The organism is Halocalculus aciditolerans (assembly GCF_014647475.1).
GTDB lineage: Archaea > Halobacteriota > Halobacteria > Halobacteriales > Halobacteriaceae > Halocalculus > Halocalculus aciditolerans.
The window spans coordinates 433248-450486 of the sequence record NZ_BMPG01000002.1 but is presented as its reverse complement, the minus strand read 5'-3'; the positions used below and the strand labels follow the sequence as shown (position 1 = coordinate 450486).

Sequence of the window (17239 nt, the reverse complement as noted above, 5' to 3'; positions counted from 1 at the left end):
GCTCGCCGCGAGGTAAACGCGTCGAAGCCCGCATTGGCGAATCACCGCGGCGAAGACGACGAGGAAGAAGCAGACGAGGGCCGCGGCGACTGCGAGCAGCCCGCAAGGGCCGCCGACTTCGAGTATCACGCCCGCGGCGAGCGCAACGCGATAGCCGACAGACGCGCGGAGCACCCCATCGAGACGCCGATATCGACGCCGCCGTGAAAAGCACGGAGACTCCTGCGACCGATACACGTATCACACTCACCGCCGAACTCGACACCGAATTGAACGTTCGAGAGTTCCGCTGGGAGATGATCGCGTGCTTCCTCACGGGACTGCTAGCCCTCGCCCTCTACACCGCGCTGGGGCTCTATGACCGGGCCACGACCGACCCACTCGCCGCCGCGCTCTTCCCCGTCCCCTACGCCCTCCTCGCCTACGGCTGGTCGGGCGGAGACCCCCGCAGACGGCTGCAAACCCTCGTGGTCGTGTCCCTCCTGCTCGCCGTCGGCGTCGCCACGCGCGGCCACTGGCTCCCCTTCGCCCGCTCGCTCACCGCCTAACGGGAATCCGCCGGGAGAACCGCGAGGGGCGAACCGGTCGTCCGCTCGTTCCTCCAGCGCCGGTCAGTCGAGGAGCTGGCGGGCGATGGTGTTCCGGAGCACTTCGCTCGTGCCCTCGTAGATCTCGTTCAGCTTGGCGTCGCGGTAGTAGCGCTCGACGTCGAAATCCGTCGTGTAGCCGTAGCCGCCGTGAATCTGGATGCCCTCGTTCGTGACTTCCCGCGAGATTTCGCTCGCGTAGAGCTTCGCCTGCGCGGCCTCCTTGACGAAGTCTTCCCCCCTGATTTTCAGGTCGGCGGCCTTGTGCATCAGGAGCTCTGCGGCCTGAATCTTCGTGTCCATGTCCGCGAGCTTGTGCTGGATGGCCTGGAAGTCGCTGATGGGCTGGTCGAACTGCTCGCGGTCCTGCGCGTACGCGAGGGCGTCGTCGCGCGCGGCCTTCGCGAGGCCGATGGAGCGCGCCGCGATGGTGATGCGCCCGCCGTTCAGCGTCTCCAGCGCCTGCTTGAACCCCTCGCCCTCCTCGCCGAGTAACCGGCTCTCGGGAATCCGCACGTCGTCGAAGCGGAGTTCGGCCGTCGGACACCCCTTGTCCCCGAGTTTGTCCTCCGTCCCCTCGACGTGGAAGCCGTCGTCCTCGTCGGGGCGCACGACGAACGAGGAGATGCCCCTGCTTCCCGCGTCCGGGTCGGTCTTCGCGAACACCGTCACCGTGTCCGCGACGCTCCCGTTCGAAATCCACAGCTTCCCGCCGTTCACGACGTACTCGTCGCCATCCTTCTCGGCGGTCGTCTCCATCGCCGGCACGTCGCTCCCCGCGCCCGGCTCGGAGAGCGCGAACGCCCCGACGTCCTCGCCCGTGTTCATCGGCGCGAGATACGTCTGCTTCTGTTCGTCACTCCCGTAGTGGTAGACCATGTTCCCCGCCAGGCTCGTGTGCGCGGCGACGACGGTCCCGAGCCCGCCGCTCCCCCGCGCGATTTCCGCGAGCGCCAGCGCGTACGAGTGGTAGTCGAGCCCCGCCCCGTCGTACTCCTCAGGGAACGGCATCCCCATCAGCCCCAGCTCCCCGAGGTCGTCGACGAGGTCGCGGGGGAACTCGTCCGTCTCGTCGATCTCCGCCGCCCGCGGCTTCACCTCCTCGTCCACGAACTCCGACACCATCTCCTGAATCTGGCGCTGCTCCGCGGAGAGACTGAAATCCATACGCGAAACTCCGTCGGAATCACACTTCACTGTTGGCATAGTTCGTGAGACACCGCGCCCCCACGCGCCGTCGACGCCCACTCGTCGACGCCGCATCCTGCTCCGTCTGTCGAACCGGGGGCGTATCGAGACCGACACGGGTAAACGGCCGTCTCACCGAATTCCGACTACTAGTCGGCCGTCGGCGCGCGGCCGCTCTCACCATGCCAGGTCAGCCACTCGAACTCGCCGCGTTCTTCGTCGTCGGCCTGCTCGGGGGCGCGCACTGCCTCGGGATGTGCGGCCCGCTCGTGTCGACGTACGCGGGGCGAATGTCGACTGATTCGGGGCCGCCGACGTGGTTCGAACTCCGCCAGCACGCGCTCTTCAACCTCGGGCGCACCGCGAGTTACGCCGCCGTCGGCGCGCTCATGGGCTTCCTCGGGAGCGCCGTGTACGTCGCCGCGGGCTACGCGGCGCTCGGCGACACCATCAGGGGCGTCTTCGGCGTGCTCGTCGGCGGCTTCATCCTCGCCGTCGGCGTCGTCCGCGTCGCCGGCGGGAGCGCCCACTCCCTCCTCCCGGAGGGGCCGGGCGGCGCGCTCTTCTCGCGCGTCTCCGGCTGGGCGGTCGAACGCATGGACGACTTCGTCGACAGCCCGAAAATCGCGCTCCTCGGGACGGTTCACGCCGTCCTCCCCTGCCCGCTCCTCTACCCGGCGTTCGTCTACGCGTTCGCGCAGGGCGACCCCGCGGCGGGCGCGTTGAACCTCGCCGTGCTCGGCGTCGGCACGATTCCCGCGATGTTCCTCCTCGGCACCGTGATGGGCACCGTCTCCGCGACGCGCCGACAGGCCGTCGAGCGCGCGCTCGGCGTCGTCTTCGTCCTGCTCGCGTTCGTCCCGCTCCTCATGGGGTTCCGCCTCCTCGGCGTCCCCGTTCCGATGATTCCGCTCCCGTACTCACCGCTATGACCACCTGCACACTCTGCGACCTCGACACGCCCGACCCGCCGATCACGGACCCGGACGTCGACGGCGCGTTCTGCTGTCGCGGCTGCCTTTCAGTCTACCGCGCCCTCGGCGACGTCGACCCCGACGCAGTCGACGGGGAGGACATCGCAGCGCCCGCTGACGACGCGGACGTTCCGGAGGACGCGGACACGGCCTTCCTGAGCGTCGACGGGATGCACTGCACGGCCTGCGAGGCGTTCGTCGAAGCGACCGCCGCCGACCACGACGGCGTCTACGCCGCCGACGCCTCCTACGCCACCGAGATGCTGAAAGTCGACTACGACGACTCGGCGCTCGACGAGGCCGACCTCCCCGACCTCGTGAAGCGCATGGGCTACCGCGCCGCGGTTCCCGACGTCGGCACGGACGCGAGCGAGGAGGAGCGCTTCGGCCGCGACGAGATCCGCACCGTCCTCGGCCTCGGTTCGATGATGGTCGTCATGACGCTCTACGCCTTCTTCCTCTACCCGTCCTACCTCGGCATCTACCCCGACTCCTTCCTCCGGGAGTCCGCCACCCGCCTGATGGTCTTCCTCCCGATGCCCATCGTCAGCACGTTCGCGCTCTTCGTCGTCGGCTTCCCCATCCTCCGCGGCGCGTACGTCAGCCTCAGCTCGGGGAGACCGAACATGGACGTCCTCATCGCCGGCGGCGCGCTCGCCGCCTGGGGCTACTCCATGCTCGTCGTCGCCGCCGGCGGCACCGAAGTCTACTTCGACGTCTCCACCGCCATCGTCGGCGTCGTCACCCTCGGCGACTTCCTCGAAACCCGCGTGAAACGCCGCGCCGTCGGCCGCCTCGGCGACCTCGACTTCGGGCGAGTCCGAGAAGTCACCGTCCGCGACCGCGCCGGCACCCACGCCGTCGACCTCGAATCCGTGGAACCCGGCGACGAGTTCGTCGTCAAACGCGGCGACCGCATCCCCCTCGACGGCGAAGTCGTCGACGGTGACGCCGCCGTCGACGAATCCCTCCTCACCGGTGAGGCCGCGCCGCGCGCCGTCTCCCCCGGCGACGACGTCGTCGGCGGGACCGTCCCGACTGACGGTCGCCTCGTCGTCCGCGCCGGCCCCGACGCCACCAGCACCTACGACCGGCTCCTCGGCCAGCTCTGGAACCTCCAATCCAGTAACACCCGCGCGCAACGCCTCGCCGACACCGTCGCCGCCCTCTTCGTTCCGTTCGTTCTCGGCCTCGCCGCCCTCACCGCCGCCGGCTGGTTCCTCTACGCCGGCTCCGTCGAACAGGCCGTCGTCACGGGCGTCAGCGTCCTCGTCGTCTCCTGTCCCTGCTCCTTCGGACTCGCGACCCCGCTCGCCGTCGCCGCCGGCGTCGACCGCGCCGCCGAAGACGGCATCGTCGTCACCCACGCCCCCGCCATCGAATCCCTCCCCGACGTCGACGTCGTCGCCCTCGACAAGACCGGCACCCTCACGACCGGCGAGATGACCGTCACCGACGTCGCCGCCGCTGACCCCGAGCGCGTCCTCCGGTACGCCGCCGCCGTCGAACGCGACGCCAGCCACCCCATCGCCGACGCCACCGTCGACGCCGCCGAAGCGCGAGGCATCGACGACGCCCTCCCCGAGCCCTCCGAGTTCACCGAACACCCCCGCGGCGCGGAAGCAGTCGTCGACGGCCACCGCGTCCTCGTCGGCCACCCCGCGCTCTTCGGCGACGACTGGACGCTCCCCGCGGAGTATTCAGAGGCCATTGACGCCGCCGTCGACGCCGGCGGGCTCGCCTCCGTCGTCGGCTGGGGCGGGGAAGTCCGGGGTGTCCTCACCGTCAGCGACACGCCGCGCGACGGCTGGCAGGACGCCGTCGAGCGCTTCGCGACCGCGTCCGGCGGCAGTGATTCATCTACCGACTCGGGCCACCGCGGGTCCGACCGCCCCGTCGTCGTCGTCACCGGCGACGACCAGACCTCCCTCGCCGCCTTCGACGACCACCCCGCCATCGCGGACGTCTTCACCGGCGTCCTCCCCGAAGCCAAAGCCGCCGTCGTCGAACGCCTCCGCGCGAAACACGGCGCGGTCGCCTTCGTCGGCGACGGCACGAACGACGCCCCCGCGCTCGCCGCCGCCGACCTCGGCATCGCCTTCGCGTCCGGGACCGAACTCGCCTCCGAAGCCGCCGACGCGACCATCGTGGACGGCGGCCTCGCCGGCGTCGAACGCCTCTTCGACCACGCCGAAACCGTCAAAGAACGCGTCCGCTCCAACATCGTCTGGGCGCTCGGCTACAACGTCATCACCCTCCCGCTCGCCGTCGCCGGCCTCATCAACCCGCTCTGGGCCGCCGTCGCCATGGCCGGCTCCAGCATCATCGTCGTCCTCAACTCCAGTCGCGACTAACGCCCGGCCGAAGTCGGCGCGCCGCCCCGCACCGGAATGGCCTCTACGGCGGTGCACGCTCTCCGTGGCGCGCTCGCGGTGCCGCCGGTCGAACCCCGTCACGGCGGGTACTTCTAAGGGGGAGTCACTCGACGTGTCGGGTAATGACGGCTCTCGACGTGCGGGACCTCCGGCGGTCGTACGGCGACGTGACGGCGCTCGCCGACCTCTCTCTCTCCGTCGCAGACGGCGAGCTCTTCGGCTTCCTCGGGCCGAACGGCGCGGGGAAGACGACGACGATAAAGATCCTCACCGGCCAGCTCACGCCGGACGGCGGCACCGCCGAGGTGGCGGGCGCGGACCCCGTCGAACACCCGCTCGACGTCCGCGAGCGCATCGGCATCCTCCCCGAGCAGGAGTCCCCGCCGAGCTTCCTCACGCCGCGGGAGTACTTCCAGTTCGTCGGCGACGTCCGCGACCTCGACGAGTCGAGGGTCGCCGAGGCGACCGAGACGTGGGCGGACAGACTCGGGTTCGCGGAGAAACTCGACACGCTCTCCACCGACCTCTCGCGCGGCCAGCAACAGAAGGTGATGATCACGCAGGCGTTCCTCCACGACCCCGGCCTCGTCTTCATCGACGAGCCGCTCGTGAACCTCGACCCGATAGTCCAGGAGCGCTTCAAGGCCTTCCTCACCGACTACACCGAGGCCGGGAACACGGTCTTCCTCTCGACGCACGACATCGACGTCGCCGAGGACCTCTGCACGCGCGTCGGCGTGCTCTCCGGCGGCGAGCTCGTCGCGACGCGGCGGCCGAGCGACCTCGACGAGGGGGAGAGCCTGCTCGACCTGTTCCTCGAAGACGTCGACGCCGCGGCGATGGAGGCTTAGATGTCCGGCTCCGACGCGTGGACGTACTTCCAGGGGATGCTCCGCGAGGAGTGGCGGCTGCACGCGAACCTCTTCGGCGGCGCGCGCTTCGCCGCGTTCCCCGTCTTCGTCGCGCTCGTCGGCGGCCTCACCGTCTGGGCGCTCACGCGAACGGGAACGAGCACGGGTAGCCTCGTGCTCGGCGTGCACGCGCTCGTCGCGCTCTTCGGCCTGCAGACCGGCGCGGTCGGCTTCGTCACGCGCGACGCGATGCGCGACCTCCTCGGCGACGTCACCCTCCTCGTCTTCACGTCCCGCACGCTCCCCGTCAGCCAGCGCCGCCTCCTCGCCGTCTTCCTCGCGAAAGACGCCGTCTACTACGCCGCGCTCTTCCTCGCCCCCGTCACGGTCGCGCTCGCGCCCGCGCTCGGCGTCGCCGCGCTCCCGTGGCTCTGGGCGACGCTCGTCTGCACGTTCACGCTCGGCGCGGCCGCGACGCTCGCGCTCATCGCCGCCTCCACGCACGGCCGCCGCGGGAAACTCGCCGCCGGCCTCGTCGCCGTCCTCCTCGGCCTCGCCGTCGCCGCCGGCGTCCCCGTCCTCGACTACACGCCGATCGCCCTCTACGAGACTCCCGGCCTCGCGTCCGCGCTCGGCACGCTCCTCTCCATCGGCGCGCTCGCCGCCATCGGCGTCGGCACCTACGACACCGAATACGTCCGCCCCGCACGGACCGCCGAAAGCGCCTACTACACCTGGAAGGACCGTATCCCCGACGCCGATTCCCTCCTCGTGAAGACGCTCCTCGACGTCGCGCGGTCCGCCGGCGGATTCTGGAAGGTCGGCCTCACAGCCGGCATCGTCTTCGCCGTCGCCTACTACCTCGTCGACCTCGTCGACGCCCTCGTCGGCGTCCGCCCTACTCCTGGTGTTGCCTTCGGCGCGATCCTCTCCCTCACCGCCTTCACCACCTACAACTGGCTCACCCAGTACGACGACATGGACTTCTACCTCCTCTACCCGACCAGAGTACGGGACCTCTTCCGCGCCAAACGCCAGGGCTTCCTCGTCGTCGGCGGCCCCGTCGCCCTCCTCCTCTACGCCGCGGCCGTCGTCCTCCTCGGCGCGACGCACGCCGACGCCGTCGCCGGCCTCGCCATCCTCTGTGGCACCGGCCTCTACCTCTTCGGCCTCACCGTCTACGTCGCCGGCTTCGACCCCAACGAACTCCTCTTCGACACGCTCGTCTTCGCGCTCTACACCGGCGGAATCATCGTCGGCCTCGTCCCCCCGCTCGTCGCCTCCATCGCCTTCGACGTCACCCCCGTCGCCGCGTTCGCCTACGCCGGCTGGGCCGTCGTCCTCGCCGCCGGCGGCCACCTCGCCTTCCAGCGCGCCATCCCCCGCTGGCGGCAGGAACTCCGCGCCTAATCCGCCGACTCGAACCAGTAGGAGTGCCGGAGGTCGACGTCGCAGAACACGACGTCCGCCGGGAGTTTCTGGACGAACGCGAGGCTCCAGAGGTCCGCCGCCGCCCCGCCAGTGTTCAGTGTCAGAACCATCCACGCGAACAACGCCACGAGCGCGTTCGGCGCGGCGAGCAACAACCCGAGACCGAGCACGTCGAGGACGATCAGCGGCGCGACGAGCACCCACACCGTCTCCGCCCGCGAGACGTACTGCCCGAACGCCGCCGCGTAGAACCCCCCGACGTGCGACGCCGCCCCGTAGGAGACGTCGTACCCGAAGTACCCGAGCACGAGGCCGTGCACGGCCTCGTGCAGCACGATCGTCACCACCAACGCCACGAGCACCGCCCCGCCGACCACGAACGCGTTCACCGTCACCCCGATACTCGTCGCCGTCTCCGACACCACCACCAGCCCGTCGAACGCCCGCGGCCCACGGACCAGCCCGTTCACCGCCCCGAACACCACGAACGCCGCGAACCCAGCCACCAGCGCCACGACGTTCACCACCAGCGCCGGCAGCCGCACCGGCTGCGCCGGCCCATACCCCGCCGGCGACGCCGGCACCCGCTCCGTCTCAGACTCAGACATGACTCACGGCCGACTCGACGACGCCCGACGACAAGAAGATGAAGGCCGCCCCACGGCTCGCTCCGAACCGCGTTTCGGAGTGAGCGTCGTCGGCGAGCCGGTTTCGAAGCTCTCACCCGCGCCGTCGGCGAATCCACTCCCCACGTCGCGCGGGCTCACGGGTCGCGTTGCTCCCCGCTCGCGTTAATCGCGGTTCTCAGTCGCGCCTCAGTCGGAGCAAGCTCCTCCTTGCCCACACTCGCTCCGCTCGTGTGGACTTCGGCGCGCCCTCCGAACGACGTTGCTCGCGTGTCGCTCCTTACAGTCGCTCCCGCTCGCGTTAATCGCGGTTCTCGCTCGGCCGCTTCGCGGCCTCGCTCCGAACCGCGTTAATACTCGTAGAACCCTCTCCCGGTCTTCTTGCCGAGGTCGCCGGCGTCGACTTTGCGTTTGAGGAGGTAGGCGGGCTTGTAGCGGTCGCCGAGTTCGTCGTGGAGGGTCTCGGAGGCGTCGAGGCAGATGTCGAGGCCGATGTGGTCGGCGAGCGTCAGCGGCCCCATCGGGACGTTCGTACCGAGCGTCATGCCCTTGTCAATGTCGTCCTTGGAGGCGACGCCCTCGTCGAACGCGCGGATGCCCTCGTTGATCCACGGCATGAGGATGCGGTTCGTGACGAAGCCGGGTTTGTCGTCGGACTCCCACGTCTCCTTCCCGAGCCCCTCGGCGAAGTCGTGTGCGAGGTCGACGACGGCTTGGTCGGTTTTCTCGCCGACGACGAGTTCGACGCCCTTCATCACGGGCACGGGGTTCATGAAGTGGAGGCCGACGATGAGGTCCTCGCGCTCCGTCGCTGACGCGATGGTCGTGATGGACAGGGTGGAGGTGTTCGTCGCGAGCACGACGTCCTCCGGGACGGTTTCGTCGAGGTCCTGGAAGATGGACTGTTTGACCTCCATGTTCTCGGAAGCGGCTTCGACGACGAGGTCGCAGTCGGCGAGCGCGTCGAGGCTCGTCGTCCCCTCGATGGCGTCGACGACCTCGTCGGCCTCCCCCTCGGTGAGCTCGTCCTTCTTCACGAAGCGCGCGAGGGAATCCTCGATGGTGTCGAAGCCCTTGTCGACGAACTCCTGTTCGATGTCGCGCATGACGACGTCGTAGCCCGCCTGCGCGGCGACCTGTGCGATTCCGCTCCCCATCGTGCCGGCACCAACGACGCCGACGGTCTCGATATCGTCGAGTCCACGCATACGTGAACGTGCCGGCGGTTCAGAGGTAAACCTGCCGGAACCCCCCGCAGTCGAGAACAACGCTCGTAGTAAATCGGGCGTTTCGCGGCGCGAGGCGCGCGTCTGCGGCGCTTCGGTTACCTTATTATACCGCCTCGACGAACGGCTAACTGATGCGCCCCTTCGACGACAGCGACCTCTCCCGCGACGGCAAAGTACTCATCCTCGCGTACGACCACGGCCTCGAACACGGCCCGGTGGACTTCGAGGACGTCCCGGAGACGATGGACCCCGAGCGGGTCTGGGACGTCGCCACGCACGACGCCGTCACCGCGTTCGCCGTCCAGAAGGGCATCGCGGAGGCCTACGCGGACGACTACCCCGACGTGAACCTCCTCCTCAAGCTCAACGGCACGTCGAACCTCTGGATGGGCGAACCCGACTCCGCCGTGAACTGCTCCGTCGACTACGCCGCCGAAGTCGGCGCGGGCGCGGTCGGCTTCACGCTCTACGGCGGGTCGAACCACGAAGTCGAGATGGCCGAGGAGTTCCGCGACATCCAAGAGGACGCGCGCGAGCACGACCTCCCCGTCGTCATGTGGTCATACCCCCGCGGCCAGGGCGTCAAAGACGACACCTCCCCCTCCACTATCGCGTACGCCGCCCGTCAGGCCCTCGAGCTCGGCGCGGACATCGCGAAAGTCAAGTATCCCGGCAGCCCGGACGCGATGGCGCACGCCGTCGACGCCGCCGGCCCGACGAAAGTCGTCATGTCCGGCGGGTCGAAGACGAGCGACGAAGCCTTCCTCTCCTCCGTGAAAGACGCCATCGACGCCGGCGCGGTCGGCCTCGCCGTCGGCCGGAACGTCTTCCAGCGCGAGGAGCCCGAGAAGATGCTCGACGCCCTCGAAGCCGTCATCTACGAGGAAGCGAGCGTCGACGCCGCGCTCGAACACCTGTGAGCGGGCGAGACAACGACACGGACCCGTCTGTCGAGCCGGGTCAGCGTGTCTCCCTCGACGCGGTCTTCGACACGCTGGCGGACGTCGCGCCGGAGATCCGCGCAGGCCTCCCCGGTCGCCGCGTGAAGACCGAGGAGACGAACGAGTCCGGGGAGCGTCAGCTCGCCGCGGACGTCTGGGCGGACGACGTCCTCGAAGACCGCCTCGGAGGTCTCGACGCCGTCGGCGAGTACGCGAGCGAGGAGCGCGCGGACGTCCTCGACACCGGGGACGGCGCGCTCTCCGTCGCCGTCGACCCGCTCGACGGCTCCTCGAACCTCCAGTCGAACAACCCGATGGGCACCATCGTCGGCGTCTACGACGAACCGCTTCCGGCACCCGGGAGCGCGCTCGTCGCGTCCGCGTTCGTCCTCTACGGCCCGCTCACAACGCTCACGGTCGCGCGCGACGGCACGACGACCGAGTACGTCGTCGAGGACGACGGCCCGCGCGAGGTCGGGACCGTCTCGCTCCCCGACGACCCGACCGTCTACGGCTTCGGCGGGCGCGTCCCCGACTGGACCGACGACTTCACCGGGTACGTCCGCGAGGTCGAGCAGGAGTTGAAACTCCGGTACGGCGGCGCGATGCTCGCCGACGTGAATCAAGTCCTCACCTACGGCGGCATCTTCGGCTACCCGGGCCTCCGCGAGAACCCGGAGGGGAAACTCCGCCACCAGTTCGAGGCCGCGCCGATGGCGTACGTCCTCCACTGCGCGGGCGGCGCGTCCAGCGACGGCGCGCAGTCCGTGCTCGACACGGAGCCGGACGGCCTGCACGGCCGCACGCCGGTCTACCTCGGGAACGAACGCCTCGTCGACGACCTCGAAGCCGCGCTCGACACCCGGTAGCGCTGCGACCCACCAGACGACGGCGGCTCTCGCCGGGCACCCGGTCGGGCCGCGATCCGGGAGCCACAACGTTCTTCTAGCCGGCTGTCGACAGTTGAAGTATAACGGATGGCGGCAGCTTCCGACACTCGCGTTCGCTATCGCTCGGCCGACCCGTCGGTTCGTGAGTTCTTCGCGGGGCTCTCCGGGTTCCGACTCGTCGACGACGCGCCGGACGTCGTGGTCGCCGACGACGACGCGTCGTCGCCCACCGGCGTCCCCACCGTCGAAGGCCCGCAGACCACGGACGAAGCCGACGCGCCCGCGCGCCTCGCCGTCGAAGTCCGCGAAGCCGCCGGCCACGCTCCCCTCCCCTATCCGGTTCCGCGCGACGAGAACGCGCGCCTCGACGCCCTCCACCGCTACGACACGACCGAGCAGACGCTCAACGCGCACCTGAACGCGCTCACTGTCGCCGTCAGCGCCTCACTCGAAACCCCCGGCTCCTTCATCGGCGTCGTCGACGAGCACGTCGAACGCGTCCTCGCCGACGACGGCCTCGGCATCGAGGAGATTCCGCGCGACGTCGCCGCCTGCTCCTACGGCATCCTAGACGACGACCCGCTCGTCATCGACGACGTCGACGCCGACAGCCGGGTCGACGTCACCGGCCTCGACCTCCCGTTCGAACCACAGAGCTACGCCGGCGCGCCGATTCGAACCGACGACGGCCACGCGGTCGGCATGGTCTGCGTCCTCGACGAACGCGAACGCTCCTTCGGCGACAACGAGACGGACGCGCTCACCTGGTTCGCGGACGAAGTTCTCCGCCACCTCGACGACTACGGCCGCGCGTAACCCAAAGGGAAAACCGTTTCAAATCTACCCCGGGTAGTGCCGGCTATGAGAGTTCGCATCGGCCCGGACGCCACCGACGAAGAGGCCGCCGCGGTCGCCGCCGCCATCGCCGACCACGTCGCAGCCACCGTCGACGTCTACGTCGGCGACGCCGACGAGCCAGCCGCCACCCACGAACCCGCGGAATCCGGCGACTCAGAGGCCGACGACGCGGCCGACGACCTCGGACCGACCGAGCGCGAAGCCCGCCTCCGCGAGGAAATCGAGGACATCCTCTCCGGCGGCCCCGAGAAGTACAAAGCACGCCTCGCCGAACAGGACAAACTCTTCGTCCGCGACCGCCTCGACCTCTGGTTCGGGGAGGACGGCTTGCAGTTCGAGGACGGGAAGTTCGCCGCGTTCGACGACGACGACCGCCTCCCTGCCGACGGCCTCATCACCGGCGCGGCCGACTTCGAAGGCCGCGACCTCCACTTCATGGCGAACGACTTCACTGTTAAGGCGGGATCGATGGCCGCGAAAGGCGTCGAGAAATTCCTGCGAATGCAACAGCGCGCGATGAAGACCGGGAAGCCCGTCCTCTACCTGATGGACTCCTCCGGGGGACGCATCGACCAGCAGTCTGGATTCTTCGCGAACCGCGAAGGAATCGGGAAGTACTACTACAACCACAGCCTGCTCTCCGGGCGCGTCCCCCAGATATGCGTGCTCTACGGTCCCTGCATCGCGGGCGCGGCGTACACGCCCGTGTTCGCGGACTTCACCATCATGGTCGAGGGGATGAGCGCGATGGCCATCGCCTCGCCGCGGATGGTGAAGATGGTCACCGGCGAAGAGATCAGCATGCAGGAGCTCGGCGGCGCGCAGATGCACGCGCGGGAATCCGGGAGCGCCGACCTCGTCGCGACAGACGAAGAACACGCGCGCGAACTCGTCGCGCAACTCACGAGCTACCTCCCCGATAACGCCGACGAGAAACCCCCGCAGACCGGGACGGTCGCGCCGGCGAAATCCCCCCGCGGCATCGACGAAGTCGTCCCGCAGGAGCCGAACCGCGGCTACGACATGCACGACCTCATCGAACGCGTCGTCGACGGCGACTCCTTCTTCGAGCTCAAACCCCAGTACGGCAAGGAAATCCTCACCGGATTCGCACGCGTCGACGGCCGACCCGTCGGTATCGTCGCGAACCAGCCCGCCGAACGCGCCGGCGCAATCTTCCCCGACGCCGCCGAAAAGGCCGCCGAATTCGTCTGGACTTGCGACGCCTACAACGTCCCCCTCCTCTACCTCGCCGACACCCCCGGCTTCATGGCCGGCTCCGGCGTCGAGAAGGACGCCATCCTCGAGAAGGGGAAGAAGATGATCTACGCGACGTCCGCGGCGACCGTCCCCAAACAGTGCGTCGTCGTTCGGAAAGCCTACGGCGCGGGCATCTACGCGATGTCCGGCCCCGCCTACGACCCCGAATCCACCATCGCCCTCCCCTCCGGTGAAATCGCCATCATGGGACCCGAAGCCGCCATCAACGCCGTCTACGCGAACAAGCTCAACGACATCGACGACCCCGACGAACGCGCGAAACGCGAACAGGAACTCCGCGAGGAGTACCGCGAAGACATCGACGTCCACCGCATGGCGAGCGACGTCGTCATCGACGACATCGTCCCGCCCTCCGACCTCCGCGAGGAGCTCGCCGCGCGCTTCGCCTTCTACGAAGACGTCGAGAAAGACCGCCCGAGCAAGAAACACGGCACCATCATCTAGGCGCGGAGCGCGAGACGGAGACCGCAGATTACCGCGTCGCGCGGGCTCACGGCTCCCGTCGGTCGCCGCTCGCCTGTTCCGCGGCTCTCGCTCGCTCGTTTCCGCTCACTCATTCCGAGCCGCGTTTCGCTCACGGCTCACTCCGCTTGCCGTTCGCGTTAATCGCGGTTCTCGGCCGCCTTCGGCGGCCTCCGAACCGCGTACTCCTCTCGGCTGATGCTGTAGCGCACGGAGTCCCGAGGGTCGCCGCTGATGACGATGTCGTTTCGAATCACGCCCTCGCGGCGGCCGCCGAGGCGGTCGACGTACTTCTCGATGGCGCGTTTCGACGGCTCGTTCTCGGGGTCGTGGGTGACGGCGACGACGTCGAGGTCGAGCGTCTCGAAGGCGACGTCGCACATGGCTTCGGCGCGCTCGCCGGAGTAACCGCGGCCCCAGAAGGGCTTGCGGAGCCACATCCCGAGCGTGGCGACGCGGCGGTCCCAGTCGACCTGGAAGCCCGCGCTCCCCGCGATGTCTCCAGCACCGTCCTCGTCCTCCTTCGGGCGGATGATGTAGGTGATCCCCTCGTTCTGCTCGCGCTGCTCGGCGGCGTGCGCGAGGTACTCAGCCGTCTCCTTCGGCGTCTCGTGCGGGCTCCACGTCATGTACTCGGTGACGCGCTCGATACCGGGTTCGCCGCGGGAGCAGACACGGTAGTAGTCGAGCGGGTCGAGGTCGGCGGCGTCACTGCCGACGGCGCGGAAGTCGAGGCGCTCGGTCTCGACGCGGTCGGGGAAGAGCGACATACCACCGAGAGCGTGACCGACGGCGAAGAAGGTTGCCCGAGCGAGAGAGTGTGTGGCGTGCAGGCGGAACGAACAGGCGTCGTCGCGTGCGCATCGTTCCGCCGGATTTCGCTGGCGCGCACGCGCTGGTCGTCAGGTGATACCGCTGTGTGGCCTCCTCTCCCTATTTGAACCTTCACCTGCTTCAGCCGATAATACGAACCCTTACTCGATACAGTGAACAAATCACTTACCGACCAGGAATTCTGGCTGAGATGGAATGAGTCACTCCCAGTAACCTCTATTTTTATCCAGGGTAGCCGATGTGATGTTATGAATCATACTCGTCGTCGTTATATTGGTGGGTTAGTGGCTGGAGCGGGTGTGGCCTCGATCAGTGGTTGTTTGGGGAGCTTGTCGAATAGCAGTTCCAGTTTGACTTTGCGGAACAATGGCGACAACACAGTCTCCGGAATCATCACGATTCAGTCTGGTGGTGAGGTGCTCGAAAGCCAGGCGTTTAGACTCGATACCGCGGAGTATCAGACGGTATACGAAACCACACGGAAGGAGTCCTACACTGTGGAAGTGGAATGCGATGGGTCAGTTGCGGAGGTAACCTGGGATGCAGGGCGGTGTTCTGGGGGAGAGATACGAATCACGGAAAATGAGGAGGTAGCGGTACTGTATCGGTGTTGATTGAATTGATGGCCGGGCGTGAGTCATTATATCCGCAAGTAGGTGTTCGCTCTCAGGCTGTTCTGCAACGCTGAAGCGGAAACTGCTGGCGACCGGTCTCGATAGGTCGACTTCGCGTGGAACCGACGACGCGGAACGCTACCTCTGGCCGTCGTCGTTGGCGAGAGCGCGTCGAAGCGCGCGGACTTCCCCGCGGACGGCGCGCCAGTCGTCGAGACTGCCCGGAAGCTCGCCGCTGGTCTGCTGGAGTTGGTCGTCGAGGAGGCGGCGGACACCGGACGGGTCGTCGACGCGGTCGAAGGCGAGGTCCGCGCCGCCGGCGACGGCGACGTGGACGGTGCCGTAGCCGAAGAGCGAGCCGGACACGCTCTGCCGGGACGAGCTGTTCTGGACGGTGTCGAGGGTGACTTGGGTGACGCGGCGGCCGAGCACGCCGCGTTTGACGTAGACGGCGCGGTCGGTGACGGCGTACTGGACGCCGCGGCGCGCGACCTCCCGCCAGCCGGCGAGCGCGAGGCCGAACGGAACGACGGCGTAGAGCGGCCAGAATCCGGTTCGCCACGCGACGACGCCGGCGGCGAGCGCGAGCACGAGGCCGACGGCGACGGCGGGGAGGGCGACGGTCCAGCGCGGGCGACCGACCCAGACGACCGTCTCGCCGTCGCCGAGCGGAATCGCGTCGCTGACCGGCGCGCTCTTCGTCCGCTCCGTCTCGTCTGTCCCTCCCTCGTCGTGCTCGCTCATCGGCCGTCGGAGAAGGTGTCGTCGCTCACGCGTCTCGTGACGGCGCTCCCCCGGCCCGCCGCATCCTCGGTGTCGTCGGCGTCGACGTCGCCGCTGTCGATGTCGCCGACGTCGTCCGCGTTCGCGTCGGCCTCGACGGCGTGGCGGATGGCGCGGAGTTCGGTGAGGATGTCGTCGAGCACGTCGCCTTTCGACTCCCCAGTCTCCGTGTCGCTCGGGCGGCCGGCTTTCACGCGCTTGTTGACGAGCTCCTGCACGCCCTTCGGGTCGGGGACGGAGCCGAAGCGCATCTCGACGCCGGAGCCGCCGGCGGTGGAGACGTCGACGTCGCCGTAGCCGAAGCGCGTGCCGAAGAAGCCCTGGCTGTACGAGGTGTTCTGGACTTTCTCGAAGTCGATGCGCTGGACGTCTCGCGAGAAGATACCGGTCTTCTTGTAGAGGGCGTCGGTGGTGACGACGAACTGCGTGTTCTCCCGGCTGAGGTAGGCCTCGGCGATGACGGCGAAGCCGACGAGGACGAGACAGAGCGGGAGACCCATGAGGACGGATGGCAGCATGCTGCTCTCGTGGGGGTTTCCGGCCCAGACGACGGACTCGCCGTCGTCGAGCGTCAGCCAGTCGAGGTCGGCGGAGTCGAGCGTGGATTCAGGGGGCACACTCGCCCCTCGTGCCGCCCGCCACAAGAAACCGGCCCCTCCCTTCCCCTCCGTCTCTTCCTCACTCCGCGTTCGCTCGCTTCAGACTGAGCGCGGTGCGGTCGAACTCGCAGACGAGCTCGTCGTCGCCGTCGCCGTTCACTTTGTAGGCTTCGACGTGCATCGTCACGACGCCGCGCTCGCCGTCGCTCGTCTCGCGCTTATCGGTCACGGTGGACTGCGCGCGGAGCGTGTCGCCGTGGAAGACGGGGTTCGGGTGTTCGACGTTGTCGTAGGAGAGGTTCGCGACAATCGTCCCGTCGGTCGTGTCGGGGATGGAGACCCCGACGGCGAGGCTCATCGTGTAGAGCCCGTTCACGAGGCGCTCGCCGAACTGCGTGTCGGCCGCGAAGTCGGCGTCGAGGTGGAGCGGCTGCTGGTTCATCGTCATGTCGCAGAACGCCTGATTGTCCGCCTCGGAGACCGTGCGTCGCTTCTCGTGTTCGATGGTCTCGCCGACCTCGAACTCCTCGTAGTAGAGACCCGTCACGCCCTGAGTCTCTCCCGGCGACGGCAAAACGATAACGAAAGACCACGCGTATCGGCGGCTCACGACCCGATTCCCGACAGCGCGCTGTCGAGTGGCCGTACCCCTTTTTCAGACCGCCCGGGTAGACGGGAGCGACGCAGCCTCACGCTGGTACTCACACCAATGACAC

17 protein-coding genes are annotated in these 17239 nt (G+C 68.4%); 10 read left to right on the top strand and 7 right to left on the bottom strand.

Going from position 1 to position 17239, the window contains the following annotated elements:
* Positions 1 to 33 precede the first annotated feature (33 nt).
* Both IEY26_RS08895 and IEY26_RS08890 read left to right on the top strand, forming a co-directional pair.
* Complete coding sequence (locus IEY26_RS08895; protein WP_188978062.1) at positions 34 to 207, top strand: hypothetical protein; 174 nt, start codon at positions 34 to 36, stop codon at positions 205 to 207.
* Positions 204 to 548: a hypothetical protein gene (locus IEY26_RS08890; RefSeq protein ID WP_188978060.1), complete on the top strand. Its 345-nt coding sequence runs from the start codon at positions 204 to 206 to the stop codon at positions 546 to 548. Before IEY26_RS08895 ends, IEY26_RS08890 begins: the two co-directional genes overlap by 4 nt.
* Positions 549 to 611: 63 nt before the next feature.
* Here IEY26_RS08890 and IEY26_RS08885 read toward each other — a convergent pair whose 3' ends face one another.
* The gene (locus IEY26_RS08885; RefSeq protein ID WP_188978059.1) at positions 612 to 1754 is read right to left on the bottom strand and encodes an acyl-CoA dehydrogenase; all 1143 of its coding nucleotides are present in this window, start codon (positions 1752 to 1754) and stop codon (positions 612 to 614) included.
* A gap of 203 nt (positions 1755 to 1957) precedes the next feature.
* Here IEY26_RS08885 and IEY26_RS08880 point away from each other — a divergent pair, with 203 nt between their 5' ends.
* The 4 genes from IEY26_RS08880 (at position 1958) to IEY26_RS08865 (ending at position 7385) form a co-directional block, all read left to right on the top strand.
* Positions 1958 to 2707, top strand: a complete 750-nt coding sequence (locus tag IEY26_RS08880) for a sulfite exporter TauE/SafE family protein (protein WP_188978057.1) — start codon at positions 1958 to 1960, stop codon at positions 2705 to 2707.
* Entirely contained in the window at positions 2704 to 5103 is a 2400-nt protein-coding gene (locus IEY26_RS08875) for a heavy metal translocating P-type ATPase (protein ID WP_188978055.1), read from the top strand. Before IEY26_RS08880 ends, IEY26_RS08875 begins: the two co-directional genes overlap by 4 nt.
* A gap of 143 nt (positions 5104 to 5246) precedes the next feature.
* Complete coding sequence (locus IEY26_RS08870) at positions 5247 to 5975, top strand: ABC transporter ATP-binding protein (RefSeq protein ID WP_188978053.1); 729 nt, start codon at positions 5247 to 5249, stop codon at positions 5973 to 5975.
* Positions 5976 to 7385 (top strand): hypothetical protein, encoded by a 1410-nt coding sequence (locus tag IEY26_RS08865; protein ID WP_188978051.1) that lies wholly within the window; start codon positions 5976 to 5978, stop codon positions 7383 to 7385.
* On the opposite strand, the gene IEY26_RS08860 is transcribed toward IEY26_RS08865, so the two are convergent.
* Entirely contained in the window at positions 7382 to 8014 is a 633-nt protein-coding gene (locus IEY26_RS08860; RefSeq protein WP_188978049.1) for a DUF3267 domain-containing protein, read from the bottom strand. The genes IEY26_RS08865 and IEY26_RS08860 overlap by 4 nt on opposite strands.
* A 368-nt stretch (positions 8015 to 8382) precedes the next feature.
* Positions 8383 to 9240: a 3-hydroxyacyl-CoA dehydrogenase family protein gene (locus IEY26_RS08855; RefSeq protein WP_188978047.1), complete on the bottom strand. Its 858-nt coding sequence runs from the start codon at positions 9238 to 9240 to the stop codon at positions 8383 to 8385.
* A gap of 152 nt (positions 9241 to 9392) precedes the next feature.
* Here IEY26_RS08855 and IEY26_RS08850 point away from each other — a divergent pair, with 152 nt between their 5' ends.
* The 4 genes from IEY26_RS08850 to IEY26_RS08835 all read left to right on the top strand — a co-directional run bounded on the left by IEY26_RS08850 (position 9393) and on the right by IEY26_RS08835 (position 13675).
* A complete protein-coding gene (locus IEY26_RS08850) occupies positions 9393 to 10181 on the top strand; it encodes a class I fructose-bisphosphate aldolase (protein ID WP_188978045.1) in 789 nt (262 codons plus the stop codon).
* Entirely contained in the window at positions 10178 to 11071 is an 894-nt protein-coding gene (locus tag IEY26_RS08845; protein WP_188978043.1) for a class 1 fructose-bisphosphatase, read from the top strand. The genes IEY26_RS08850 and IEY26_RS08845 overlap by 4 nt, the downstream gene beginning before the upstream one ends.
* 108 nt (positions 11072 to 11179) lie before the next feature.
* On the top strand, positions 11180 to 11908 hold the full coding sequence (locus IEY26_RS08840; protein ID WP_188978042.1) for a GAF domain-containing protein: 729 nt from the start codon (positions 11180 to 11182) through the stop codon (positions 11906 to 11908).
* A gap of 45 nt (positions 11909 to 11953) precedes the next feature.
* Positions 11954 to 13675 carry an acyl-CoA carboxylase subunit beta gene (locus tag IEY26_RS08835; protein WP_188978040.1) on the top strand — a complete coding sequence of 574 codons (1722 nt, stop codon included), beginning with the start codon at positions 11954 to 11956 and terminating at the stop codon, positions 13673 to 13675.
* A 158-nt stretch (positions 13676 to 13833) separates the two neighbouring features.
* On the opposite strand, the gene IEY26_RS08830 is transcribed toward IEY26_RS08835, so the two are convergent.
* The 4 genes from IEY26_RS08830 to IEY26_RS08815 form a co-directional block, all read right to left on the bottom strand.
* Positions 13834 to 14463 carry a GNAT family N-acetyltransferase gene (locus IEY26_RS08830; RefSeq protein ID WP_188978038.1) on the bottom strand — a complete coding sequence of 210 codons (630 nt, stop codon included), beginning with the start codon at positions 14461 to 14463 and terminating at the stop codon, positions 13834 to 13836.
* 816 nt (positions 14464 to 15279) lie between these two features.
* Positions 15280 to 15885 (bottom strand): PH domain-containing protein, encoded by a 606-nt coding sequence (locus IEY26_RS08825; RefSeq protein WP_188978036.1) that lies wholly within the window; start codon positions 15883 to 15885, stop codon positions 15280 to 15282.
* Positions 15882 to 16541, bottom strand: coding sequence for a PH domain-containing protein (locus IEY26_RS08820; RefSeq protein WP_188978034.1), 660 nt, complete (start codon positions 16539 to 16541; stop codon positions 15882 to 15884). The genes IEY26_RS08825 and IEY26_RS08820 overlap by 4 nt, the downstream gene beginning before the upstream one ends.
* A 61-nt stretch (positions 16542 to 16602) precedes the next feature.
* Positions 16603 to 17070, bottom strand: a complete 468-nt coding sequence (locus tag IEY26_RS08815; RefSeq protein WP_188978032.1) for a MaoC family dehydratase — start codon at positions 17068 to 17070, stop codon at positions 16603 to 16605.
* Positions 17071 to 17239: the final 169 nt, after the last annotated feature.